The 24,403-nt window shown below is 70.9% G+C and carries 21 protein-coding genes; 9 read left to right on the forward strand and 12 right to left on the reverse strand.

The genetic code is table 11. The annotated features are described in order from the left end of the window. Window positions 1-288: 288 nt before the first annotated feature. On the forward strand, window positions 289-951 hold the full coding sequence (locus AWX74_RS28655; RefSeq protein WP_242666462.1) for a TetR/AcrR family transcriptional regulator: 663 nt from the start codon (window positions 289-291) through the stop codon (window positions 949-951). A gap of 144 nt (window positions 952-1,095) precedes the next feature. Beyond that, window positions 1,096-1,749 (forward strand): biliverdin-producing heme oxygenase, encoded by a 654-nt coding sequence (locus AWX74_RS28660; protein WP_242666463.1) that lies wholly within the window; start codon window positions 1,096-1,098, stop codon window positions 1,747-1,749. A gap of 91 nt (window positions 1,750-1,840) precedes the next feature. On the opposite strand, the gene AWX74_RS28665 is transcribed toward AWX74_RS28660, so the two are convergent. The 4 genes from AWX74_RS28665 to AWX74_RS28680 form a co-directional block, all read right to left on the reverse strand. Continuing rightward, on the reverse strand, window positions 1,841-2,230 hold the full coding sequence (locus AWX74_RS28665) for a PPOX class F420-dependent oxidoreductase (protein ID WP_091283203.1): 390 nt from the start codon (window positions 2,228-2,230) through the stop codon (window positions 1,841-1,843). A 137-nt stretch (window positions 2,231-2,367) separates the two neighbouring features. Then, the gene (locus AWX74_RS28670) at window positions 2,368-3,096 is read right to left on the reverse strand and encodes an ABC transporter ATP-binding protein (protein ID WP_091283204.1); all 729 of its coding nucleotides are present in this window, start codon (window positions 3,094-3,096) and stop codon (window positions 2,368-2,370) included. Then, the gene (locus tag AWX74_RS28675; RefSeq protein WP_091283206.1) at window positions 3,093-6,017 is read right to left on the reverse strand and encodes a branched-chain amino acid ABC transporter permease/ATP-binding protein; all 2,925 of its coding nucleotides are present in this window, start codon (window positions 6,015-6,017) and stop codon (window positions 3,093-3,095) included. Before AWX74_RS28675 ends, AWX74_RS28670 begins: the two co-directional genes overlap by 4 nt. 156 nt (window positions 6,018-6,173) lie before the next feature. Next, window positions 6,174-7,496, reverse strand: a complete 1,323-nt coding sequence (locus AWX74_RS28680) for an ABC transporter substrate-binding protein (RefSeq protein ID WP_091283328.1) — start codon at window positions 7,494-7,496, stop codon at window positions 6,174-6,176. Window positions 7,497-8,188: 692 nt separating this feature from the next. On the opposite strand from AWX74_RS28680, the gene AWX74_RS28685 reads away from it, so the two are divergent. Then, window positions 8,189-9,715, forward strand: a complete 1,527-nt coding sequence (locus AWX74_RS28685; protein WP_091283209.1) for a class I adenylate-forming enzyme family protein — start codon at window positions 8,189-8,191, stop codon at window positions 9,713-9,715. Beyond that, entirely contained in the window at window positions 9,712-10,785 is a 1,074-nt protein-coding gene (locus AWX74_RS28690; protein ID WP_242666464.1) for an LLM class flavin-dependent oxidoreductase, read from the forward strand. The genes AWX74_RS28685 and AWX74_RS28690 overlap by 4 nt, the downstream gene beginning before the upstream one ends. On the opposite strand, the gene AWX74_RS28695 is transcribed toward AWX74_RS28690, so the two are convergent. Together AWX74_RS28695 and AWX74_RS28700 are read right to left on the reverse strand one after the other, a co-directional pair. Continuing rightward, window positions 10,768-11,508 carry an enoyl-CoA hydratase/isomerase family protein gene (locus AWX74_RS28695; RefSeq protein ID WP_165615813.1) on the reverse strand — a complete coding sequence of 247 codons (741 nt, stop codon included), beginning with the start codon at window positions 11,506-11,508 and terminating at the stop codon, window positions 10,768-10,770. The two genes, AWX74_RS28690 and AWX74_RS28695, sit on opposite strands and share 18 nt — an antisense overlap. Window positions 11,509-11,666: 158 nt before the next feature. Then, window positions 11,667-12,818 (reverse strand): acyl-CoA dehydrogenase family protein, encoded by a 1,152-nt coding sequence (locus AWX74_RS28700; RefSeq protein WP_091283330.1) that lies wholly within the window; start codon window positions 12,816-12,818, stop codon window positions 11,667-11,669. 314 nt (window positions 12,819-13,132) lie between these two features. On the opposite strand from AWX74_RS28700, the gene AWX74_RS28705 reads away from it, so the two are divergent. From AWX74_RS28705 to AWX74_RS28725, 5 genes are all read left to right on the forward strand, one after another. After that, entirely contained in the window at window positions 13,133-14,086 is a 954-nt protein-coding gene (locus AWX74_RS28705; protein WP_091283214.1) for a TIGR03619 family F420-dependent LLM class oxidoreductase, read from the forward strand. Window positions 14,087-14,213: 127 nt separating this feature from the next. Beyond that, window positions 14,214-15,227 carry an acyl-CoA dehydrogenase family protein gene (locus AWX74_RS28710; protein WP_091283216.1) on the forward strand — a complete coding sequence of 338 codons (1,014 nt, stop codon included), beginning with the start codon at window positions 14,214-14,216 and terminating at the stop codon, window positions 15,225-15,227. A 91-nt stretch (window positions 15,228-15,318) separates the two neighbouring features. Beyond that, entirely contained in the window at window positions 15,319-16,803 is a 1,485-nt protein-coding gene (locus AWX74_RS28715) for a class I adenylate-forming enzyme family protein (protein WP_091283218.1), read from the forward strand. A gap of 43 nt (window positions 16,804-16,846) precedes the next feature. Next, window positions 16,847-18,037, forward strand: a complete 1,191-nt coding sequence (locus AWX74_RS28720; RefSeq protein ID WP_091283220.1) for an acyl-CoA dehydrogenase family protein — start codon at window positions 16,847-16,849, stop codon at window positions 18,035-18,037. 76 nt (window positions 18,038-18,113) lie between these two features. Further along, window positions 18,114-18,905 (forward strand): SDR family oxidoreductase, encoded by a 792-nt coding sequence (locus AWX74_RS28725; protein ID WP_091283221.1) that lies wholly within the window; start codon window positions 18,114-18,116, stop codon window positions 18,903-18,905. 66 nt (window positions 18,906-18,971) lie between these two features. Here the strand turns inward: AWX74_RS28725 and AWX74_RS28730 are convergent, their stop codons facing one another. The 6 genes from AWX74_RS28730 to AWX74_RS28755 all read right to left on the reverse strand — a co-directional run bounded on the left by AWX74_RS28730 (window position 18,972) and on the right by AWX74_RS28755 (window position 24,399). Continuing rightward, complete coding sequence (locus AWX74_RS28730) at window positions 18,972-19,751, reverse strand: FadR/GntR family transcriptional regulator (RefSeq protein ID WP_091283224.1); 780 nt, start codon at window positions 19,749-19,751, stop codon at window positions 18,972-18,974. A 34-nt stretch (window positions 19,752-19,785) separates the two neighbouring features. Further along, window positions 19,786-21,066, reverse strand: a complete 1,281-nt coding sequence (locus tag AWX74_RS28735) for an amidohydrolase family protein (protein ID WP_091283226.1) — start codon at window positions 21,064-21,066, stop codon at window positions 19,786-19,788. A 76-nt stretch (window positions 21,067-21,142) separates the two neighbouring features. Then, window positions 21,143-21,394 carry a desulfoferrodoxin gene (locus AWX74_RS28740; protein ID WP_091283332.1) on the reverse strand — a complete coding sequence of 84 codons (252 nt, stop codon included), beginning with the start codon at window positions 21,392-21,394 and terminating at the stop codon, window positions 21,143-21,145. 88 nt (window positions 21,395-21,482) lie between these two features. Continuing rightward, the gene (locus AWX74_RS28745; protein WP_091283334.1) at window positions 21,483-22,628 is read right to left on the reverse strand and encodes an amidohydrolase family protein; all 1,146 of its coding nucleotides are present in this window, start codon (window positions 22,626-22,628) and stop codon (window positions 21,483-21,485) included. 168 nt (window positions 22,629-22,796) lie between these two features. Next, window positions 22,797-23,996, reverse strand: coding sequence for a thiolase family protein (locus tag AWX74_RS28750; RefSeq protein ID WP_091283228.1), 1,200 nt, complete (start codon window positions 23,994-23,996; stop codon window positions 22,797-22,799). After that, a complete protein-coding gene (locus tag AWX74_RS28755) occupies window positions 23,986-24,399 on the reverse strand; it encodes a Zn-ribbon domain-containing OB-fold protein (RefSeq protein ID WP_091283230.1) in 414 nt (137 codons plus the stop codon). The genes AWX74_RS28750 and AWX74_RS28755 overlap by 11 nt, the downstream gene beginning before the upstream one ends. Between the last annotated feature and the right edge of the window lie 4 nt (window positions 24,400-24,403).

Here is a 24,403-nt window from a genome sequence, read left to right on the forward strand (position 1 = left end):
GAGGGCGGAGCAGGCCACCGGCCGGCTCGTCTCCGGCGAACAGGCTTACGGAAAAGGAAACGGAGCACGAAGCCCTGGGCGGGGCCCGGGTTTGGCGACCCGGCCGAATGGTGGGAGTAGACTCCCGCCAATATGGGATCCACGTCAAGCCCTGCCGCCACGGCACCTTCCGGAGCACCTGAGCCCTCCGGAGACCCCGCGACCCGCCAAGGCCCCGCTGCCACGTCGGCTACCCCGGTCACGTCGGCTACCCCGGTCACGTCGACGGCCCCGGTCACGTCGACGGCCGTGGACAACGCGGCGAGTTCGGCGGCACGGCGCCGCTACGAAAGCCCGGTGCGGCGCCAACGTGCCACCGAGACCCGGGAGCGCATCCTCGCCGCGGGAGCCGTGCTCGCCCACAGAGTGGAGACCTGGGACTGGCACGAGCTGACGTTCCGCGCGGTCGCCGCGGAGGCGGGCGTCAGCGAAAGCACGGTCTACCGCCACTTCGCGAACGAACGCGACCTGCACGACGCCGTCATGCAACGCCTGCAGGAGCAGGCCGGCGTCACCTATGAAGGCATAGGTCTGCACGAGGTGGGCGACGTCGCCGGGCGAGTCTTCGCAACGCTGTCGTCGTACGCCGCGTCCGGCCCGGCGGAGGCGGACGACCCGACGTTCGTGAACATTGAGCAGACCCGCCGTCGAGCGCTGCGCGCCGCCGTCGCGACCGAGGCCGGGCACCTCTCTCCCGACCGACGTGACGCCGTCGCCGGAGTCCTGGACGTGCTGTGGAACCCCGTCTCGTATCGACGCCTGGTCACCCACTGGGGCCTGGACCACGAGCAGGCGACCGAGGCGATCCGGCGAGTCATCGATCTCGTCGTCGCGGCCGTCGCCGACGTCGGGCAGGTCGACGGCGGGCAGGCGAACCAGCTGGTGCCGCCGCGGGACCACCCCCCGGGATGACAGTCCAGGTCGGGGACGGATCCCGGCGACGCCCGCCGCCACCTCGGCACAGGTCGGCACGGCATCGCGCCGAGAGCCGTACACCAGCGTGGGCAAGAGTCCGAATCCGGCTGCGCGGCCCGCCCACCTCGCTACGCTGACCAGGTGGACACTCAGGCGGTGCACGTGGACGCTTCGGCGGCGAACTCCGACTCCGTGATCGCGGGCGATCCCACCACCTCACTCGGTGACGGCGACATCATGCTGCGCCTTCGCCGTGCCACAGCGATGGCGCACGCAAGGGTCGAGGCCTGCGTCGGGCTGGACAATCCCGACATCTCGCAGGCGCGTTACCGCGACGTGATGATCGCCTTCTACCGCCTCCACCTCGTGCTCGAACCGCGGCTTGACGCGTTGTTCGGCGAGTTCGAAGATCCGCTGCTGGACTGGCCGGGGCGCCACAAGCTCGGAAGCCTGATCCAGGACCTGCACGCCCTCGGCGTGACACCAGACACGCTGACGGCGCTTCCGGCGGCGGCGGTCCCCGCCATGGACGACGTGGCCGCCGGGTTCGGCGCCCTCTACGTCACCGAAGGCGCGACCCTCGGCGGCCAGCTGATCGCGCGCTACCTGGGCGCCCGGGCCGACCTGGCCGGCGCCTACTCGTACTTCACCCCGTACGGGGACCAGGTCGGCCGGCGCTGGCGCGACCTGCGCATGGTCCTGCGCCGGTGGGTGGGCACGGACGAGGCACGGGCGGAAGCCGTCGTCACGGCCGCGCTCGCCACGTTCCTCGCCTTCGAGGCCGCGCTCCACTGACGACGCGCGACCCCCGACCCGTCTGGCCAGCGGTCGGGCTGGTCACCGGTCGAACGCCTGACACCGCGGCAGGACGTTGATCACGTCGATGTCAGACCGCGAAGGCGATGACCTTGCGCGGGACAACCCGCACAACCAGCCGTACTGTGCCTTCCGGGTCCGGCGGCGGGTCCTCCACCAGATACCTGTCATTGATGATCTGCTGGAGCTGACGGTCGGTGTCCTCGCTCAGCTCCGCGGTGCCCCGGATCTCGAAGTAGCGGAGCGGGTTCGCGGGATCGACCACGCAGATACTCACCCGCGGGTCACGGGCCAGGTTTCGGGCCTTGACCCGCCCGGCTGTGGTGGAGAACAACACGTCGTCGCCGTCGCGATGAACACAGACCACCGAGGAGTGTGGACCGCCGTCGGCATTCAGCGTCGACACGGTCACGAAAACTCGGCTGTCCAGCAGGGCACGCAGCCCGTCCACAAGACGCATGCCCTTTTCCTAGTCAACGCGGCGCGAGGCCGGCAAGAAGGAACATTCCTGGTACAGCGGCACATCGGTGTTACCGTCGCGCCCGGTCACCGACCTCCGTATGTGCGCACGGCTCGGTCTTCGCCGGTGGCATTGGCTCAGCTTTTCGGATCGGTCCGCGTGGCGTGGCCGCCGAAGTAGGCCGCCTCGAGCTGTTCCGGTGCGGCGGCCAGCTCCCGGGCCGGGCTTCGCAGGACGATGCTTCCCCGGTTGAGGATGACGGCCTGGTCGGCGACCTCCAGTGCGATCCTCACATGCTGCTCGACCAGCACCACGGCACAGCCGTGGTCGGACGCGATACGGCCGACCGTCTCGAACAGCGACTCGACCACCAGTGGTGCGAGCCCCATGCTGAGCTCGTCGACCAGCAGCACGCGCGGGCGTTGGATCAGCGCCCGGGCCATCACCAGCATCTGCTGCTCGCCACCGGACAGAGCGCCCGCGGGCACGTCCCAGCGCTTATCCAGCTCGGGGAACACCTCCAGCATCGTCCGCGGCTTCGGGCCGGTGCGCCGAGCCGCGGTCCGGAGGTTCTCCTCTACGGTCAGCGTGGTGAACAGGCACCGGTTGTCGGGGACGAGCACGACCCCGGTCCGGTTGGCCAGCGCGGGCCGGCCACCGCGTAGCGTCGCGCCGTCGACCGCCACGGTTCCGGCCTTCGCCGGCAGAAGCCCGGCAAGGGTCAGCAGCAGGGTGGTCTTCCCCGCGCCGTTCGGCCCGAGCAGGGCCAGGACCGTGCCTTCCTCGACGGTGAGGTCGACGTCCCGGAAGGCCGTCGCAGAGCCGTGCCCGCCGGTCAGGCCCGCGCATTCCAGCCGGGTCGTCACGCGGTCACCGCCGTGTCGTCCGAGCCCTCAGCCGTCTCTGACGTCTCTGACGTCTCTGACGTCTCTGACGTCTCTGACGTCTCTGACGTCTCCTGTGCGACGACCACTGCTGTCTCCTCCACAACGGAACCGAGGTACGCGTCCGCGACCGCCCGGTTGCCGCGGATCGCCGCGGGATCACCCTCGGCGATGACCTCGCCGAAGTCGAGGACGTAGATGTAGTCGCAGACACCGAGGACAAGCTCGACGTCATGGTCGACGAGCAGCACGCCGACCCCGGTCTGGCTGATGGCCCGGATACGTTCGCCGAGCCAGGCGGACTCGGTGGTGTCCAGCCCGGCCGCAGGCTCGTCGAGCAGAAGCACCCGCGGGTCGGTCGCGCACGCTCGGGCGATGGAGACGAGCTGGCGTTCGCCCTGGCTCAGCTCGCCCGCCTGCCGGTCGGCACGGTCGGTGATCCCGACGAGGTCGAGGCTCCGAGCCAGCGCGTGTCGATGGCTCTCGCCGCGAAGGTTGGTCAGCGCCGCGCTGACGTTCTCCTCCACGGTCATGTCGTCGTAGAGCTCGAGCGCCTGGAACGTCCGGGTCAGGCCGCCGCGGACCCGTCGGTGCACGGGCAGGCCGTCGAGTGGCCTGCCGCCGAGCAGCACCGAGCCCTCAGCGCGCACGAAGCCGGTGACGGCCTCGATCACACTCGTCTTGCCGGCGCCGTTCGGGCCGATCAGGCCCACGATCTTCCCGGGCTGGACCCGGAGCGAGACCCCGGAGACCGCCGTCACCCCGCCATAGCGGACCGTGAGATCGCGGACCTCCAGCTCGGTGCGGGCGTCCGTCCGCGGCACCGGATCGGCGGCGCGCCCGGTGGCTGGATCAGCGACGTGCGCATCGGACGGATCAGCCCCCGGCGCGGTGGGCGATTCGGCGGCCGGCGCGGTGGTCTCGGTGTTCGACACCACGGCCTGCTCGCCGGGGAGCCGCGGCCGCGCTCGGGCGGCGCGAAGGCGAGCGAACCGGTCGGCCAGCTCGTGCCCGGTGCTCGCCAGGCCCTCGGGGTGGGCGAGGATGACCCCCACCAGGGCGAGGCCGGAGATGACGGGGAACCAGTCCCCGAGGTGAACCCATCGGTCCATCGCGACGAACACGATGCCGCTGCTGGCCATGACCCCGGCGAGGATGCCTCCGTACACCGACGTGATGCCGGCCAGGTAGGCGGTCAGCATGACGGTCAGGCCGCCGATGGCGGTGAAGGAGTCGTAGGTGACGACGCCACGGCGGTAGGCCAGCAGGCTGCCCCCGAGGCCCGCGAGGAAGGATCCGATCGCGAAGCTCACGACCTTGACCCGTACGACGTCGATGCCGATGCCTGCGGCCGAGCGTTCGTTGGCGCGCAGGGCCAGCATGGCCGAGCCGAGGGTGCTGGTCCGCAGCCGGGCGACCGCCCAGGCCGAGCCGACGAGCAGCACCAGGCAGACCAGACCGAAGGTGATCCGGGGGAACTCCTTGCCGGTGCCGATGCTCAGATCCAGGCCGAACAGCGACGGCTGGCCCACCCGCGCACCCTCGGTGGGGACGATCTGGGTGTTGCGGAACCACACGGCCTCGATGGCATACGCGAGGGCGAGGGTGACGATGCCGAGGGTGATGCCCTTCAGCCGAAGGGCGGGGAGCCCGATGACCACTCCGAGCACCGTCGCGGCGACGGCCGCCAGCAGTGGAGCGACCGGGAACGGGATACCCCAGCTCTGGGTGAGGCCGCTGAGGACGAACGCCGCCGCGCCGGCGAGGGCGAGCTGCGCCAGCGACACCTGGCCCGCGTACCCGGTGACGACTACCAGTGAGAGCGCGATGATCGACGCGATGAACGTGCCGATCACCGCGCTGCGCCAGGTGCCGTCAGTGGCCAGCAGCGCGATCAGGCCGATCGCCGTGCCGGCGACGGTGGGCAGGGTCAGCGCCCGCGGCCTGGGCGCCCGGCCCAGCGGCTGGCGCACGGCCCCGCCGCGGATCGGCACCGCGCGGCCGGTCGCCAGCATCGCAACCATGATCACGATCAGTGGCACCAGCTCGGCGGATCCGGACTGTGGCATCCAGGAATGCGCGGCGGACAGGTCGAGCGCCTCTGCCTGGAGCATGCCGATGACCAGCCCGGCGACAACCGTGAGGACCAGATGCTGGAAGCCACCCACCACCACGGCGGCCAGCGCCGGCACCACGAACAGCGTGTACGAGCTTGGCGAGAGCGGGCTGAGCGGGGCGATGAGAATTCCGGCCAGGCCTGCCATCGCACTACTGATCATCCAGTTGTACAGGGCGACCCGGTCCGGGGACACACCGCTCACATAGGCGCCGACCTGCGACTGCGCGGCAGCCCGGGTCAGCAGCCCGAACCTGGTGAACCGGAAGGCCGCGGCCAGCAGCACGGTCAGCACGACCACCGAGAGGGCCAGGTAGAACCGGTCGGACAGCACGGTCAGCGAGCCGAGCGTCCAGGTGTCGGCAGGGAAGATCTCCGCGACACTCACCGGGGAAGTGCCGATCTTGATGGCCATCAGCGACTGGAGCACGACCATCACGGCCAGCGACGCCATTGCCCGCGCCAGCGGCGGTGCCTCCCGCAGCTGGCGGAACAGCGCCAGGTAGAGCACCGCTCCCAGCAGGGCACCGGCCAGCAGAGACACCACCGCCGCGGGCAGGAAGCTCCATTCGCCGCCGATCTCCACCGTGGCCGGCAGGCCCGGCAGCAGCAGGAGCAGTTCCCCTTCTCTCAGTGAGGCGTAGAAGTAGGCCACGTAGAGTGCCATCGCTCCGGTCGCGAAGTTGATGACTCCGGAGCTTCGGTAGGTGAGGACGAGCGCCAGTGCCAGCGCCGCGAAGACTCCTCCGTTTCCCAGGCCGAGAAGTAACGACGCTACGTGCTCCATGGCGGTCTCCCGAATTCCTCTCCGAACGGTCGACCTTCAGGCGGGTGTCCGGTCCGACCCGCGGTCGCGGCGGCAGGTTTGTCTCGGCGGCTGCGCGGGCCGGCTCTGGGGCGTGACAACGCCGCCGGACCGGCCCGCCAGGACGGCCGATCGAGGTCAGTCCTTGATCGGGGTGTTCCCGAGCGTCTTGTACTCGGCCGGCTGACCCTTGCCGTCCAGCGTGGTGACCAGGCCGCCGCGGACGCAGACCGCGGGGGTGTTCGTGAAGGCCTTGCCGTTGCACCGGAACTTCATTCCGCCGGTTCCCGGCAGTTCCTTCTCCGGCATGGCCTTGATCGCGGCGGTCACGGTCGCGGGGGTGATGTCACCGCTGATGTCCGCGGTGGCCGCCTGCAGGCCGGACAGCGTGATGAACATGGTCATCCCGGTGACGGTGCTGGTGTCGATGTCACCGGAGCCGTATGCGTCGACAACCGCGTTGTACAGCCGGCTCGACGGGTTGTCCGTCCCGAGCGGGGCTGACGCGGAGACCGTCATCCCCTCCAGGAAATCGCCGGGCACGGCCTCACGGGTCGCATCGGTGACGCACTGCGCGATCGAGGTGATGTCCCCCTTGAAACCGACCGCGCGCAGGCCGTTGAAGGCGGCGATGCAGAACGGGTCGTTCCCGAGGACGTAGATGATTCCCGGGTCGCCCTTGGTGGCCTGGCGCATCTGCGGTGTCATGTCCGGCGTACCCGGAGGAATGCGGACGAGATTGTTCTCGATACCGAGCCTCTTGTACTCGGGAGTCGCGGAGGTCTCGAGGAGGCTGATCGCCGCCGGCACGTCGATGACGACGGACGTGACCTTCTTGGCGCCTTTCTCCTCCGCCAGCTGGATGGGCAGGGTGACCGACGCGAAGACCGCGTCGGTCAACATGAAGGTCGACTGCGCGTCCTCGAGCTGTCGCTTGCCACCGCCGCCATACAGCATCACCGGGATCTTCGCGTCGTGCAGCGGGGTCCAGGCGTCGTCCAGGGCCGTCGTCTCGCCGATCGCGACCGCGATCACGCCCTCCTTGACCATCTGGTTGCCACAGTCGCCGCCCTTGGCCGGATCGCCCCCGGTCTCGCAGGTCACGATCTCGATCGGCCGTCCGCCGATACCGGAGAGATGATCGTTGAGGTACTTGGCGGTGGCATCGGCGACGTCGAACTGGACGGACAGGTCCCCGTGGGCGGCGCGCCCGTCCGAGATGACCCCGATCTTCACCGGCTCGCCCGTGGCCTTCGCCAGTGGGCCGAGCACGTCCGCAGCTGCGGCGGTGGAGGTCTCGCCCGACGAGGGCTCGTCCTCGCCACCGCCGCACGCGGCGACCAGCACGAGGCTCGCGGCCGCGGCCGTCACCGCGGACATCCGTAAGACTGTCGACCGGTGGAAGATCCGCACCCGCCTCGAACCGGTCGCCGCTGCGGACGACGTGTCGGCGCTCTTCATGAACACACCTCTGTCTCGATGTTCTGGGTGTCCGGCCGGGCATCGGCACGCGACCGCGGAGGCCGCCGCCCCCGCCACGCGCGAGCGGAACCTGCGACCAGTCCAACCAGGCCTGAAATATCTATATGTATTGAAGATTTCTCGGCACGCCGAAGCCCGGACGACGGGATCGGCCACCGGATGCCGGCCACACCCATGCGACACCCGGCGACACCGGCCAACCCGGGGAGGTCTGGGTGCCATGTTTACGACACCGTGTCGTTTAGCATTGACCCGGACGGTGTCCACGTCAAGGCCCGGATTCACACGAGGGGGCACCCCGGCCGACCGGCCGGGTCCGTCGACCGACTGCGCCTGCCGACGAGGTCCGAGCGGAGCGGATGTCACCCGCCCGCCAGCACACACCCGGCGGGGACACCCCCCACCATGCGGTCAGCGGTCCAATCTTGACCGAGACGCCCCACGCACACCGAAGTAAACGAAACGGTTTCGTACGAATCCGTACCGGTCCCTAGCCCCGGCCGTCGACGCCAGGCATCGTCCGGGACCTCCCATCCCGCGAACCGGCGCCCGAGCGTGGTCCAGGACGCGCCGCCGGAGCCGGATCGCAGAGCGAACCGGACCACAGTGCAACCAGGGAGATCCCAGATGCCCCTGCTCCCCTACTCGCACCCGCCCCGCCGGAGGCGATCATGAGCGTCGCGACGCTGCTCGCCATGGCCGCGGCCGGTCACGGCGAACGCACTGCCATCGGCACCCGCGCCGACGGCCTGACCTTCGCCGAACTCGAGGACCAGGCCACCGGCGGCGCCTTCGTCCTGCGCGGCACCGGCGCCCGCTCGGTCGCGTATCTCGGGCTCAACGGCCCCGGCTTCACGGTGGCGCTGCTGGCCGCCGCCGTGGCCGACCTCCCGTTCACCCCGCTGAACTACCGCCTGCCCACCGAGGAACTGCGCGACCTGCTCGCCCGGCTGGACGCGCCGTTCCTCATCGCGGACGGCGATCTGCGGGCCAGGCTGGCACCGCACGCCCACGCCGCGATCACCACGCAGTCGTGGCTGGCGGAGGCGGCCACGCCTCGGGTGGCGCCCGACCCGCTCCCGCCGGCCGCCGACTCACCGGCCGTGGTGCTGTTCACCAGCGGGACGACGTCCGCGCCCAAGGCGGTGATCCTGCGCAACTCGCACCTGTTCTCCTACGTCACCGGCACGGTGGAGTTCTCCGGCGCGGGCGAGGACGACGCGGCGCTGGTCAGCGTCCCGCCCTACCACGTAGCCGGGGTCGGCTCGGTACTGAGCAACCTCTACGCCGGGCGGCGCACGCTGCACCTGGCGGGCTTCGACCCCGCCCTGTGGCTCGAACTCGTCCAGCAGGAACGGGTTTCCAGCGCGATGCTGGTCCCGACGATGCTGGCGCGCATCGTCGAGCACCTGGCTGGCAGGCCCGCGGACGTGCCGACGCTGACCTCACTCGCCTACGGTGGCGCGCGCATGCCCGCCCCGGTTCTGCGCCGCGCCCTCGCGGCCTTCCCGACCACCGGGTTCGTCAACGCCTACGGCCTGACCGAGACGTCGTCGACGATCGCGCTGCTGGGACCCGAGGATCACCGCAGCGCCGTCAGCTCCGCCGATCCGGCCGTACAGGCCCGCCTGGGCAGCGCCGGCCAGGCGGTGCCGGGAGTCACGCTGCAGATCCGCGCCGAGGACGGCACGCCGCTCGCCCCCGGTGAGCTCGGGGAGCTGTGGGTGCGGGGTGGGCAGGTGTCCGGCGAGTACGCGGGCCTGGGCTCCGTCCTGGACGCGGACGGCTGGTTCCCGACCCGGGACCAGGCCCACCTTGACCCGGACGGCTACCTTTTCATCACCGGCCGCGGTGATGACACGATCATCCGTGGCGGCGAGAACGTGGCCCCCGCCGAGATCGAGGATGTACTGGTCGCGCACCCCGAGGTCCGCGACGCGGCCGTGGTCGGCGTACCGGACGACGAGTGGGGCGAACGCATCGCGGCGGCCGTCGTCGTCAAGCCGGGCTCACCGCTCACGGCGGACGGCCTGCGGGACTGGGCGCGCGGCCGGCTGCGCTCGTCGCGCACTCCCGACCAGGTGGCCCTGCTGACCGAGCTCCCCTACACGCCCACCGGCAAGCTGCTGCGCCGGCAGGTCCGCGCCGATCTCATGACGCTGGCCGGGGTGCCCGCGGGAACACCGGTGGCCCGGTGACGCGTCCCAGCAGCGAGCAGCCCATGGAGTCCGCGCGGCCCGCAGCGCCCGGGAGGTCCGGGAGGTCGGCGGGCCCCCCGAAGCCCCGCGCGTTGTTCTCGCTGCGCTTCGACTTCCGCAATCCGGCGTTCGCCGGCACCACCACCGCCGACCGGTACCAGGCGGCGCTCGACATGGCGACGTGGGCCGACCGGCTCGGCTGCGCCAGGATCGTGCTCTCCGAGCATCACTGCTCCCCCGACGGCTACCTGCCGTCACCGCTGACGATGGTGGCGGCCATGGCGGCGCGTACCCGGGACGTCCAGTTCAGCATCGCCGCGCTGCTCGCCCCCTTCTACGACCCGCTGCGCCTGGCCGAGGACATGGTCGTCCTCGACCACCTCAGCCGGGGCCGCGTCGAGCTTGTCGTGGGTGCCGGGTACGTCCGCGAGGAGTTCGCGATGTTCGACGTCCCCCTGAACCAGCGCGGCCGTCGCGTGGTGGAGGTCGTCGAGACGTTGAAGGCCGCCTTCACCGGCCAGCCGTTCGAGTTCCGCGGCCGCACCGTGCAGATCACTCCGGGCCCCTACCGGCCCGGCGGCCCGCGGCTCGTTCTCGGCGGCGCCAGTGAGGCGGCGGCCCGCCGGGCGGCGCGGATCGCCGACGGCTTCACGCCGGCGCTCCCCGAGGTCTGGGAGTACTACCGCGACGAGGTCCAACGACTCGGCCGGCGCGACCCCGGGCCCGCGTCCCCGCTCATCGCCAGGAACAACCTCACCACCGCGCTGGCCACCGACCCCGACGAGGGCTGGGCGAGGATGGGTCCCTACTTCCTGCACGAGAACAACGCCTACGGCAGATGGCAGGAACAGAACGACGCGCCGTCGCCGTACGAGACCGTCCGGGATGTCGACGTGCTGCGGGAGGCCGGTCGCTATCGCGTCCTGACTCCGCAGGAGTACATCGCCGAGCTCGGCGCGGCGCCTTTTCCGTTCGCCTCGCTGCACCCGTTGTGCGGGGGAATGCCGATCGACCTGGCCTGGTCCAGCCTGCGGCTGTTCGAGCGCGAGGTGTTACCAGCGTTCGAGTGAGGCGCGGGCCGGCTCGTGGCCGCCATGACCGGTGGCCGTGGCCCGCGGCCCGCACAGCGCTTCAAGGGCGTCGGCGAAGAGGTGCCGCTTGAGTGCCTCGATCACACCGGCGTTCTTGTGGGCCATCGGCCGGGCGAACTCGGTCGCGGCCGTCAGCACGGGTTCGTCACGGACAGCCAGGTCGACGAGACCGCGCTCCGCCGCGGCGTCCGCGTCGTACGTCCGGCTGGTCGTGGTCATCTCCAGCGCCGTGAACGGGGGAAGTTTCGCCCGCAGCAAGCTGATCTCACCCCAGGTGTAGAAAAAGCCGGCATCGGCGTAGGGGAGGCCCATGCGACCGCGACCACACTGCATGAGGCGGTAGTCGTGCGCCAGCGCGAGCATGACCCCGTTGGCGAAGGCGTGCCCCTGAAGGGCCGCGACCGAGATCATGGGGAGAGCGACGAATCTGGCGTACAGCCGGAGGACGTCGGCCGCGAAGGACTCGAGCCCGCTTTCCCCGACCCCGAAGATCCATCCGAGGTCGGCGCCGTTGCACCAGTGCTTCCCGGAGGCGGTGGTGATGAGGGCGCGCGGAGTCGGGGCCTGCTCCACTTCGTCCAGAAGACTGTTGATCCAGGCGACGCGGTTCCCGTCGAAGAGGTTCTGATCAGGACCGAGATCGAGTATCAGCAGCTCGCCGTCCTGGCGCAGCTCTGGTCCGGGTGATCCACGTTCGCCCAACGCTCGCTCCTCCCCCAGGTGCGGCAGCACAGTCCTCCACTGTCTGTGATCGTGACGCCACTCCCGCAGGTGTGCAAATCGACGGCCACCCGGCGGACGTCGGCACACCCACCGGCCGGGCGCCGGGCCGGCCCGGCGCCCGGGGCACCGGCGAGCCGTCAGCCCGCGCCGGCCAGCAGCTGCCGGGCGATGACGATCTGCTGGATCTGGCTGGTGCCCTCGTAGATCCGGAACAGCCGGGCGTCGCGGTAGAAACGCTCGACCGGCACGCCCCGCATGTAGCCGCTGCCGCCGTGGATCTGGACGGCCCGGTCAGCGATACGCCCCACCGCCTCCGATGCGAAGTACTTCGCGCAGGACGGTCCCGTCCGGGTGTCGGTACCGTCGTCGAACGCGGCCGCGACGTCCTTCACCAGCGCCCGGGACGCGTACAGGTCGGTCGCCGAGTCGGCGAGCAGGCCCTGGATGAGCTGGTGGGCACCGATGACCTGGCCACCCTGCTCCCGGGTCGCGGCGTAACCGACGGACTCGTCGAGCAGCCGCTGCGACAGGCCCACGCAGAGCGCGGCGATGTGGATGCGGCCGTGGGCCAGGCAGCGCATGGCGGTCGCGTAGCCGCGGCCGACACCGTCGGGGCCGCCGATCAGCGTGTGCCCGCCGACCCTCACCTCATCCAGGTAGACGTCCGCGGTCCAGGCGCCGGCCTGGCCCATCTTGGCGTCCTTCGGGCCGACCCGCACGCCCGGTGTGCCCCGCTCGACCATGAAGGTGCTGATGCCGCGGCCGCCGGTCGCGTCGGGGTCGGTCCGAGCGAACACCATGAGGACATCGGCGTGCGGAGCGTTGGTGATGAAGCGCTTGGCGCCGTTGATCACCCAGTCGTCACCGTCGCGCCGGGCCGAGGTGACCAGGCCGGCCGGGTCCGATCCGGCGTTCTCCTCCGTCAGCGCGAACGAGGCCACCCATTCACCGGAGGCGATGCGGGGCAGGTAGGTCTTCTTCTGCTCCTCCGTCGCGCCCTCCAACAGGACGTGGCCGGCGATGCCGTTGTTCGTACCGAACATCGAGCGGAACGCGGGCGTGGTGTAGCCGAGCTCGAAGACAAGCCGGACCTCCTCGCTCATCGACAGGCCCAGGCCTCCGTACAGCTCCGGGATCGCGAAGCCGAACAGCCCCATGTCCGCCGCCTCGGTGCGGATGCCCGCCGGGATGGCGTCCGTCCGCTCGATCTCGGCTTCCGCCGGCACGACACGCTCGCGCACGAACCGGCGGACCGAGGCCAGCACCTCACTGAAATCGCTTTCCTGCACCGTCACCCACCCACAGCAAGGTCGCCAACCGTCCGAATCATCTATATATTAATCTCACGTCAGGTGGCAGGCGATCCACCGAAGGTCACACGCAGCCGAACACGCGCGGCCGCACCGGCAGGGGTTGCGCTGCACCGCCACCCGATCGTACGGTGAATATCTAGATATTTCGCGAACTCGGACGGTCGACCGGTGGCGTGCCGCAACCTGACCGCCCCGGCCGGCGCGCTTCCACCCTCGCACGGCCCCAGGTGTCCGTGTGGACCGGTCCCGCCGCCAGTCAACCGTTCCGTCAGGCAAGGAGAACTCCCGAAATGGCTTCCGCCCTGTCGTCGCCGGCCGAGCAGAGCGTCCAACCACCCGTGCGCTTCTCCTTCGAGCTACCCACCCATCGTGCGCACCGACCGGAGGAGTTCGTCACCGGCGAGGCGATCGCCGAGCTCACCCGGGCCGCGGCCGCCGCCGGCTTCGACGCGGTGAACGTCACCGATCATCCGGCTCCCGACGCCCGCTGGCTCGACAACGGCGGGCACCACGCACTGGACCCCTTCGTCGCCCTGTCGTTCGCCGCCGCGGCCGACCCCGGCATGAGGCTGCTGACCAACATCTACGTCCCCGCGTACCGCAACCCGTTTCTTGGCGCGAAGCTCGTCCACAGCCTCGACCTGCTCGCCGGGGGGCGGCTGATCCTGGGCGTGGCCGCCGGCTATCTGCGGCCGGAGTTCCGAGCTCTGGGCATCGACTTCGACCGGCGCGGCGAGCTCCTCGACGAGGCCCTGGCCGTCCTCGACGCGGTGTTCACCGGTGACGATCTCGCCTGGCAGGGGTCGGATTTCTCCGCTCGCGGCGTCCGGTTCCGGCCGGTGCCGCCGGCCGGCCGCCGGCCGCCGGTGTGGGTGGGTGGCAACAGCAGGCCGGCCATCCGCCGGGCCGCCCGCTTCGACGGCTGGGCGCCGTTCCACACCGGAGGCTTCGCCGCGGCGTCCCGCACCGCCACGATCGAGACCGTCGACGATCTCGCGGCTGCCATCCGGTACGTCCATTCCCAGCGCGCCGACACCACCGGGCCCTTCGACATCTGCTGGTCCGAGCCGACGCTCGCCAACCGGGCGACGTCCGTCGACGAGCGGCTCGACCGCGTCACCTCCCTGACCACCGCCGGCGTCAGCTGGCTCACCGTCAGCGTGCCCGGCGACACCCGCGCCGAGGTCCTCGACGGGGCCGCCGCGTTCGGTACCGAGATCATCGGCCGGACCGTGGCCGCCTGACGGCGCCTCCCGGGCGATCGCCGCGCGTCCGGCCCGAAAAGCGGGGACAGTGTCGTGCGGGACACAGGGGTACGTACCGGCTTAATATCTAGATATATGCCCGACTAACGATAGGTGACGACGTCCCATGCAGTTCCGCCTCGACGACGACCAGCTGGCGATGCGCGACGCCGTCCGGGCGTTCTGCGCTGACCACTTCTCCCTCGACGACCTCGCGGCCCGCGAGGGCAAGCCCACGGACGCCACTCTGTGGTCGGCACTGGCCGAGCTCGGCATCCTCGGGCTCCTCCTCGACGACGCCGCGCCCGGTTCCGAGGCCGGTTCGGGGCTGGGCCTCGTCGAGGCCGCAATCGCGTTCGAGCAGCTCGGCGCGCACCTCGCCGGCGGACCGGTGCTCTGGTCCACCCTCGCCGCGCCGTTCGTCGACGGGGCGGCCGAGGGAACCGTCCGGGTCGCCGGTGTCACGATCGACGGCTCGGCGGCCGGCTCGACGACCGGCCCGCTGGTCGTCGAGCACGGTGACGAGTGCGACGTGCTGCTCGTGGCGTACGACGACCGGCTGGACGTCTGCCCGCGCGCGGAGGTGGCGGCGTCCGTCACCGGGGCGCCGCTGGACCCGCTGACACCCGTCGCCGTCCTCCCGGACGTCCCCGCGGGCCGGGTGGTCGGTGGTGCGCCCGAGGCGGGCCGGCTGCGGCTGCGCGGCGAGATCCTCAGCGCCGCGGCGCTGGTCGGTGTCGCGCAGGGCGCGCTCGACGTGGCCCGCGACTACGCGCTCGAACGCGAGCAGTTCGGCGTCGCGATCGGCTCCTTCCAGGCGATCAAGCACATGCTGGCCGACATGTACGTCCGGGTGGAGCTGGCGCGTGCCTCCGCCTACGCCGCCGCCGCGGTCGCGACCGACCCCCGCGCCGGTGACCCGCGGCGCGCCGCGAGCGCGGCGAAGCTGCTCGCCGGCGAGGCGGGGATCGCGAACGGGCGCGCCGCCGTGCAGGTGCTCGGCGGCATGGGCTTCACCTGGGACATGCTCCCGCATTACTTCCTGAAGCGGGCCTGGGTCCTGGAGAACCAGTTCGGCACGGTGTCCTCCCACGCCGCGCGGCTCGGCACCGCAGTCGGGAGCGAGGTCGCGGCGTCATGACCAGGTCGCATCCGACGGCGCCGCCCGCAGGTGACCGGGTGACCGTCAGCGCGCACTGGCAGGTCAGGCCTCGACCGGAACGGCGGTACCGATGACAGCCCAGGACACGGCCAAGCTCCCGACGCTCAGCGAGCGGCTCGGGAAGGTCCTCGCGCTCGACCCGGCCGCCCCCGCGGTCGAGTTCGAGCAGCGCTGGCACACCTGGGGCGAGCTGGCGGCGACCGCCGACGCGCTCGCACCGCAGGTGCGGCCGGGTGAGCGGGTCGCGGTGCTGCTGCGCAACCGCCCCCCGCAGCTCGGCCTGCTGCTGGGACTGCTGCGTCACGGCGCCTGCGTGGTCGCGGTGAATCCGGGGCGCGGGGTGGAACGGGTACGCGCCGACCTGGAGTCCCTCGCGGTCGGGACCGTCGCCGGTTCCGCCGCGGACCTCGCCGCCTTCGCGCCCCACGCACCGGTACGCCGGTTCGTCAGCGACGACCTCGGGGTCGTGCGCGTCACCGGCGAAGGGCCGCCGGTGGGTGACGGCGACCTGCGCCCGCAGACCGCGGTCGAGATGCTCACCAGTGGCACGACCGGCCCACCGAAGCGGGTGCCGCTGACCTACGAGACCTTCTCCCTGGTGCTCTCCGGGGCGAAGCACTACGAGCGCAACCCGGACGCCGGCCTGCGGCTGCGTCGCGGCGTCGTCGTCGTCAACGCGCCGCTGGTCCACCTCGGCGGGCTGTTCCGCGTCCTGCAGTGCGTCAACGACGGCCGCGCGTTCTGCCTGCTGGAGAAGTTCCGGGTCGACCAGTGGGCGGAGGCGGTACGCCGCCACCGGCCCTCGACCGTCAGCCTGGTCCCCGCGGCGCTGCGGATGGTGCTGGACGCCGATCTCGACCGCGACGACCTGTCGAGCGTGCGGTCGGTGATCTCGGGCACCGCGCCGCTGTCCCCCGAGGACGCCGACGCCTTCCAGCTCAGGTACGGCGTGCCGGTGCTGACGTCCTACGCCGCGACCGAGTTCGGCGGCGGGGTGGCGGGCTGGAACCTCGCCGACCACGAGCGGTACTGGACGGCCAAGCGCGGCAGCGTCGGGCGCGCCCACGCGGGCTGCGAGCTGCGGGTCGTCGACCCCGAGACCGGGGCCCCGCTCGCTCCCGGCGAACGAGGGCTGCTGGAGGTGCGGGCCCGCCAGCTCGGCGAGCAGGCCGGGTGGACCCGCACCACCGACCTGGCGCGGCTCGACGCCGACGGCTTCCTGTGGATCCTCGGCCGTGCGGACCAGGCCATCATCCGCGGCGGGTTCAAGATCCTTCCCGACGATGTGCGGGCCGCCCTCGAACGTGACCCGCGGGTGCGGGGCGCCTCCGTCGTCGGGCTCGACGACCCCCGCCTCGGCGCCGTCCCGGTGGCCGCCGTCGAGCCCCGACCCGGGATCACCGTCACCGCCGAGGAGCTCCTCGCCGACGCGGCCGGCGTGCTGGCCCGCTACGAGCTGCCGGCGCGGCTGCTCGTCGTCGAGTCCCTGCCGCGCACGCCGTCGGGCAAGGTCGACCTCACCGCGGTACGCGCGCTGTTCACCCAGGCTCCCTGATCATCATGCTTCCTGATCGCCCAGGTACCCCTAGGAGCACCACATGGACCTGACCTACAACGAGGAGGACGAGGCGTTCCGCGCCGAGCTCCGTACCTGGCTGGAAGCCGAGGTTCCCGCACACGGACCGCCGCCGCCTCCCGGCGACTGGCCGGCGCGCCGCGCCTACGACACGGCCTGGCAGCGCAAGCTCCACGACGCCGGCTACGCCGGCCTGCACTGGCCGGCCGCGTTCGGCGGCCGCGGGGCGCCGGTCACCCAGCAGCTCGTCTACCTGGAGGAGTACGCCCGCGCCGGCGCGCCGTACATCAGCGTGAACTTCGTCGGCATGATGCACGCCGGCCCCACCCTGATCGCCGAGGGCACCGACGCCCAGCGCGCCTACCACCTCCCCCGCATCCTGAGCGGTGAGGACATCTGGTGCCAGGGCTTCTCCGAGCCCTCCGCCGGCTCCGACCTCGCCTCCCTGCGCACCAGCGCGGTCCGGGTCGGCGACGAGTACGTCATCAACGGGCAGAAGATCTGGAGCACCCGCGCGCACGTCGCCGACTACTGCGAGCTGCTGGTCCGCACCGACCCGGACGCCCGCAAACACCGCGGCATCAGCTGGCTCATCCTCGACATGCGCTCCCCTGGCGTCGAGGTCCGGCCGATGCGCACGATCGACGGTGAGAGCCACTTCTGCGAGGTGTTCCTCACCGACGTCCGGGTGCCCGTGGCGAACCTCGTCGGCGCGGAGAACGACGGCTGGCGGGTCACCAACGTGACGCTGCGCTTCGAGCGCGGCACCGCCTTCGCCCAGCACATCATCACCCTGCGCACCCAGCTGCGCGACCTCGTCCGGGCGGCCCGGGGTGTCCCCGCCGCCGGCGGCGGCACCGCCTGGGACGACCCGGCACTGCGGGCGCAGGTCGGCCGGCTGGAGGCGAGCGCCGACGGCCTGTGGCGGATGACCCAGAAGGGCATCGCCGAGGCGGAGGCCACCGGGCTGCCCGCGCCCACCGGCTCCGCCGTCAAGCTGCGCTTCAGCGAGCTCAGCCAGGAGCTCAGCGAGCTCGCGGTACGGGTGCTCGGCCGCGCCGCGGTCGGCGGTGTGCAGGGTGCCGGCCTCGACGGCGTGGAGACCGCCCGCGCCTACCTCTGGTCGCTGCAGTACAGCATCGCCGCCGGCACCTCGCAGATCCAGCGCAACCTGATCGCCGAACGGATCCTGGGGATGCCGCGCGCGGCCTGAACCGAACCGGATCATCGCCCGGCCGCGTCGGCCGGCCGCCGCCCACCTGCCGCCCCTCACAGAATCGGAGCCGAGGATGGATCTCGGAGTACGCGACCGTGCGTACGTTGTCGTCGGCGGAACGGCCGGCATGGGGCTGGCCACCGCACAGCTGCTGGTGGCCGAGGGCGCCCGGGTGGCGGTCGTCGGCCGCAGCCGCGAGCGGGCCGAGGCCGCGGTACGCCAGCTCGGTGCGGGCGCGACGGCGGTGGTCGGCGACGTCAACACCGGGGGTGAGGCTGACCGGATCCTCGCGGAGGCGGTCGACGCCCTCGGCGAGCTGGCCGGCATCGCCGTGACGACCGGCACCGGCCAGGGCTCCCACCGGGGGCTCGCGGCCGCCTCCGACGAGGTGTGGGCCGAGGCGTTCGACGACATCCTCATGGGCACGGTGCGTGCGGTACGCGCGGCGGTCCCCCACCTCGTCGCGGCCGGCGGCGGCACCGTGGTCACCACCGCCGCGTACGGAATGCGCGCCTACCACCCCGACCGGCTGCCCTACATCACGCTGAAAAGCGGCATCGCCACCTTCACCAAGACCGTCGCCCGGGCGTACGGCGCCGCCGGCGTGCGAGCCAACTGCGTCTGCCCCGGCGCGATCGAGACGGACTCGCTCGCAGGCCTGCGCCAGCACCTGGCGCAGGAGCGCGGGGTGCCACCGGAGGGCCTGCTGGAGCAGGTCATGGTCGACGAGTGGCACATGGACGTCGCCCTGCGCCGCCCCGGCACGCCGACCGAGGTCGGCGAGCTCTACGCCTTCCTGCTGTCCCCGCGCGCCGGGTACCTGACCGGAGCGGTCATCAACATCGACGGCGGCACCCAGTTCTGACGGGCCCGGCCCGGTGCCGACGAGCCAGGCCTGTCGGCACCGGGCCGCTCCCCGCAGGCGGTTCGATCAGTAGCAGTTGATCACGTCGACGACCCGGTCCGCCTGGTCCCCGAGCATCAGCTTGCTCGCGGCCAGCATGCGTGACCGCCAGAAGTCCTCGGCGCCCGCACCGTCGCCGGCCCGGACGAGCTCGACCAGCCGTCGCTGCGACCGCAGCGCCTGGCGGCGGATCGCGGGCGTGGAACCGCCGGCCTCGCCGCCTACCGCGACCGCGTTGGCCATCACCTCCCGCAGCGTCTCCGCGACGACGGCCATCGTCTGGTTCCCGGCCAGCGCCATGAGCCGCTGGTGGAACTCCGAGTTCGCGCGGAAGAACGTCTTCGGGCTGGCGATGACCTCCTCCTGATCCGCGATGAGCGCACCGAGCTCGTCGGCGGCCGCGTCCCGCCGCGGCGACTCCGCCACCTGTCTCGCGGCGATCGGCTCAAGGTGGCTGCGGGCCGTGTAGACATCCGCCAGCAGCACGTTGCGTGCCAGCAGGAGCAGCGCGGCCGTGCGCGCCGTCACCCGCTCGTCCGGCTTCTGCGCGAAGATCCCGCCGAGGACGCCCCGCCGCACCGAAACCAGACCCTGGGCCTCGAGGATGCGAAGCGCCTCCCGCAGGGAGGGCCGGGAGACCCCGAAACGTTCCACCAGATCCCGCTCCCGGCCCAGCAGGTCGCCGTCGGCGACCTGCCCTCCGACAATGAGCAGGCGCAGCTCGTCGGCGATCAGCTGCGGCTTCTCCCGCGCCGGGCTGACGCCCGTCCGCACGACCGCGGGCGATCCCCCGCCATCCTGCGCCATGTCCGGCTGCTCACCCGCTCTCTTCACCGCTGTCTCAGGCGGTCGCCTTTGTTCCGACCTCGGAGGCGCGTACACCGATCTGACGCTCGAAACGGCCCTGGTCGAAACTGCGGATCGACACGTCATGCCCGGCCGCTGCCGCGCGCAGCGCACCCACCGTGCTCTGCTCCCGCGGCAGATGCGCGAACGGATCGAACGAGTACCAGCGGCACGCGTTCTCGAAGGTCATCTTGTTGATCTCGTCGTCCGGAACGCCCATCGTGACCCGCTCCAGCTCCTCCGCCGCCGCCGGCCACGAGGAGTCCGAATGCGGGTAGTCACACTCCCACGAGATGTTGTCGATACCGATGTCGTGTCGCAGCCTGACCCCGACAGGGTCGGCGATGAAACAGGTCAGGAAGCGCTCCCGGAACACCTCGCTCGGCAACTTCCCGCCGAAGTCCTGACCCGTCCACAGATGATGCATCTCGTAGGTGCGGTCGATCCGGTCGAGGAAGTATGGGATCCAGCCGGTGCCACCCTCGGACAGTGCGATCCGAAGGTCCGGGAACTCCTTGATGACCCGCGACCACAGCAGGTCCGCCGCCGCCTGGCAGATGTTCATCGGCTGCAACGTGATCATGACGTCGACCGGAGCGTCCGGCGCCGTCACCGACAGCTTCCCGGACGAGCCCAGGTGGATCGACAGCACCGTGCCCGTCTCCGACACCGCCCGCCACAGCGGGTCCCAAGAGCTGTCGTGGAAGCTCGGGTAGCCCAACGTCGCCGGATTCTCCGTGAACGTCAACGAGTGGCAGCCCTTCGCCGCCACCCGCCGCACCTCCGCCGCGCACAGCTCCGCATCCCACAGCACCGGCAACGCCATCGGGATGAACCGCCCCGGGTACGCCCCACACCAGTCGTCGATATGCCAGTCGTTGTACGCCCGCAGCACCGCCAACGCGAGATCCTTGTCCGCCGCCGCGGCGAACAGGCGCCCACTGAACCCCGGGAACGACGGGAAGCACATCGAGCCGAGAACGCCACCGGCGTTCATGTCCTTGACCCGCTCGTGTACGTCGTAACAGCCGGGCCGCATCTCCTCGAACGCGGTCGGCTCGATGCCGTACTCCGCCTTCGGCCGCCCCGCCACCGCGTTCAGCCCGATGTTCGGGATCACCGAACCGTTGAACGTCCACACATCGTTGCCCTCGCCGGTCCGGATGACCTTCGGGGCCTGCTCCACGTACCGGGCCGGCAACCGGCCCTCGAACACGTCCGGCGGCTCGACGAGGTGATCGTCGACACTCACCAGAATCATGTCGTCTGCCTTCACAGCAACCCCTCATCTCGGAATTCTTCTCGCACATGCCCCGGAGGCCGGCGGCCGGTTCCGCGCCGCCGGCCTGGCATCAGTCGGACGAGGGCAGCGGCCTTGCCTGGGCGAGTTCCATCACAGCGTCGTGGCAGACCAGTTCACCGGCTCCGGGTTTCACAACGAGCGCCTGCGCCGCGCAGGCCGGGCAGGTGTATCGCTTGCCGATCGCGACCGGTCCGCCTGGACGTATCTCCAGGCCGGGTTCGGTCGGCGCCTTGACAAGGATTACCTCGACCCCGGTCGCCTCATTCCGCAGCCTTGCTCCCGCCGTTGGGGCGTCGGCCATCTCTTCCTCCACAAGGGCTTTCCATCGGCGACGGAGAATGTCGGGACTCGGCGGCCGCGCCATCACGACCGCCGGGGAGACCGCCTGGTTACACGGGCGCGTCCAGGCGAAGCAGCTGCGCGATGTTGCCGCCCATGATCTTGTCGATCTCCGGCTGTGACAGGCCGGCGGGAAGGCGATCCAGGTAGCTGAGCGGCTCGGCCAGGCCCTCGGCATGGGGGTAGTCGGAGCCGAAGAGAATGCGGTCGACCCCGAGAATGCCGATCAGCCGCGCGAAGTCGTCCTCGTGGAACGGGTTCACGTGGACGTTGCGCCGGAAGGCCTCGATCGGGTCCTCGTCGAACTCCTGCGGCATCCTCCGGTGAACCTCCTCGAGGTGCTCGAGGAAGAGCGGAACCCAGTCGGCGCCGTTCTCGATGGAGGCGATCCGCAGGGTGGGGAAACGGGTCAGGACGCCGTGGCAGACCAGCGCGGCCATGCTGTCCTCGATCGCCCGTTTGCCCAGCGTCATCGCCCGGAACGGGTCCGGCCTGAAGGGCAGGTACTCCCGCGGGCCGGTCCAGTCCGTCTGGTAGCGGGCGTAACCGCTGTCCGAGGCGTGCAGGGTGACGAGGATGTCGGCGTCCACGACCGCCTGCCAGAACGGGTCGAACTCCTCGAAGCCGAAGGACCGCGAGCCACGGAACCCCGGCACCGGTGCGGGCCGGATCAGGACTGCCCGGGCGCCTCGCTCCACCAGCCATTCCAACTCCTCGATCGCCTTCTCGACGATCGGCAGCGTGATGATCGGCACCGTGAAGATCCGGTCCTCGTGGTTGAAGGACCATTCCTCGTGCAGCCACTCGTTGAGCGCGTGGATCACGACATGGGTGAGCTCCGGGTCATCCCGCAGTCGGTCCTCGACGAGGCTCGCGAGCGTCGGGAACATGAGCGTGCGATCGATGCCCTGGGTGTCCATCAGGGCAAGCCGCGGACCGGGCTCCTGGAAGGCTGGAAGGCTGCGGATCGGCCTGCCCATGATCTCCCGGGGCGACTTCCCCTCAGGGTTACCGATCCGGAAGTACTCTTCCTGGGCACCGGGGCGGGCCACCACCTCGAAGGTCGGGTTCGGGATCATGTCACTGATCACGCCCCGGAACGCGATCTTCGTTCGGCCGTCGACCTCGACGTAACGAACGGCTCCCTTGTGGGAATCGGGAAGATGCCGGGTCAGCGCGTCCCGCGTCTCATACATGTGGTTATCCGCGTCGAAGACCCGGATCTTGCTGTCATGCACGCCGAACAACTCCGTTTCGTCTGTATCTCTCGGAGTCCCGGCTGGTGCCGTGAATCCCGCCGTCACGGCACCAGCGCGATCAGGAGACCGCCCGGCCCGGGCAGAGCTCCGGCTGAGACCTCCTGGTCAGAGCGCGGCCTTTTCGAGAATGTGCACGCCGCAGGCGGAGCCCAGACCGATCACATGGGCCAGGCCCACGCTCGCCCCCTCGATCTGCCGGTCACCCGCCTCACCGCGAAGGTGCGTGGCGACCTCCCAGATGTTGGCGATGCCGGTCGCGGAGACCGGGTGTCCCTTGGACTCGAGGCCGCCGGACACGTTCACCGGGGTCCTGCCGTCCCGCCAGGTCGCACCGGAGTTGAAGAAGTCGACGGCACCGCCGACCTCGCACAGCCCAAGGTTGTCGTAATGGACGAGCTCGGCCGTGGCGAAACAGTCGTGCAGTTCGACCAGGTTGAGATCGTCCGGCCCGACGCCCGACTTCTCGTACGCCTGCCCGGCGGCGTTCCGGGTGAGCGTGTTGACGTCGGGCAGGACCTGGCAGGCGTCCTGCCAGGGGTCGCTGGTCAGCACGGACGCGGAGACCTTGACCGCGCGGCGGCGCTGTTCCAGCGACAGTGTCCGCAGCTTGGCACCGCTGACGACGACAGCCGCGGCCGCGCCGTCACAGTTCGCCGAGCACATCGGACGGGTGTTCGGGTACGCGATCATGACATCGCTCATGATCTGCTCAAGAGTGAACCGCTTCTGGTAGGCGGCCAGCGGGTTCAGCGTCGAGTGCGCGTGGTTCTTCTCCGAGATCCGCGCGAACAGTTCGAAGCTGGTGCCCCCGTACCTGTGCCCGTACTCCATCCCGATCTGGGCGAACACCCCGGGCATCGTCCCGGTGCCGACCCGGCCCTCGAGGACGGCGACCGCGCCCTGGCGGCCGCTCGGGGTCCAGGTGTCGGCGTCCGCCGCCGGGCGGGCGCCCAGCAGGCCGGCACCGGCGAGCTTCTCCGCCCCCACGGCCAGCCCGTAGTCGGCCTCCCCCGCCTTCACCGCCATGATGACGGTGCGCAGCGCGGTGGCCCCGGTGGCGCAGGCGTTCGCCACGTTGTAGACGGGGATGCCCGTCTGCCCGATCTGCTTCTGCAGGTCCTGGCCGAGTTTGCCGCCGGCGGTCAGGTTGCCGGCCGCCAGGACGTTCATGTCCGCCATGGTGACGCCGGCGTCGGCGAGCGCGCCGAGCGCGGCCTCGGACGCCAGGTCCACCGTGTCCTTGGTCGGCTGCTTGCCGAACTTCGTCATGTGGATCCCGAGGATCCAGACATCGTCAGACGCCATCGGGGGCTCCTTCCAGGGGCTCGAACCCGAAGCCGATCGCTTCCACGCCGGCGCTGTCCGTGCCGACGACGTAGGTCGCCAGCCGGACCTTCATTCCGAGGCTGACGTGCTCGGGAGAGGGTGGGGTGTTGATCACGTTCGCCCGCACGCTGGTCCCGTCGCAGTCGACCACGGCGGCGACGAAGGGCACCGGGACACCCGACGGCGCGAGCGAGACGATGGTGAAGGAGCGCACCTCGCCGGTCGTGGCAATCGGCACGATGCGGAACTCGAGGCGGCCGCAGGACGCGCAGGCGTTGCGGCGCTCGAAATAGCGCGCGTTACAGCCGGTGCACTCCTGGGCGACCAGATGCGGGTCGTCGTCGAGTACCAGGTAGTCGACGAGTGGAATTCGTGACGTCATGGAA

This window comes from Parafrankia irregularis (genome assembly GCF_001536285.1).
Taxonomy (GTDB): Bacteria; Actinomycetota; Actinomycetes; order Frankiales; family Frankiaceae; genus Parafrankia; species Parafrankia irregularis.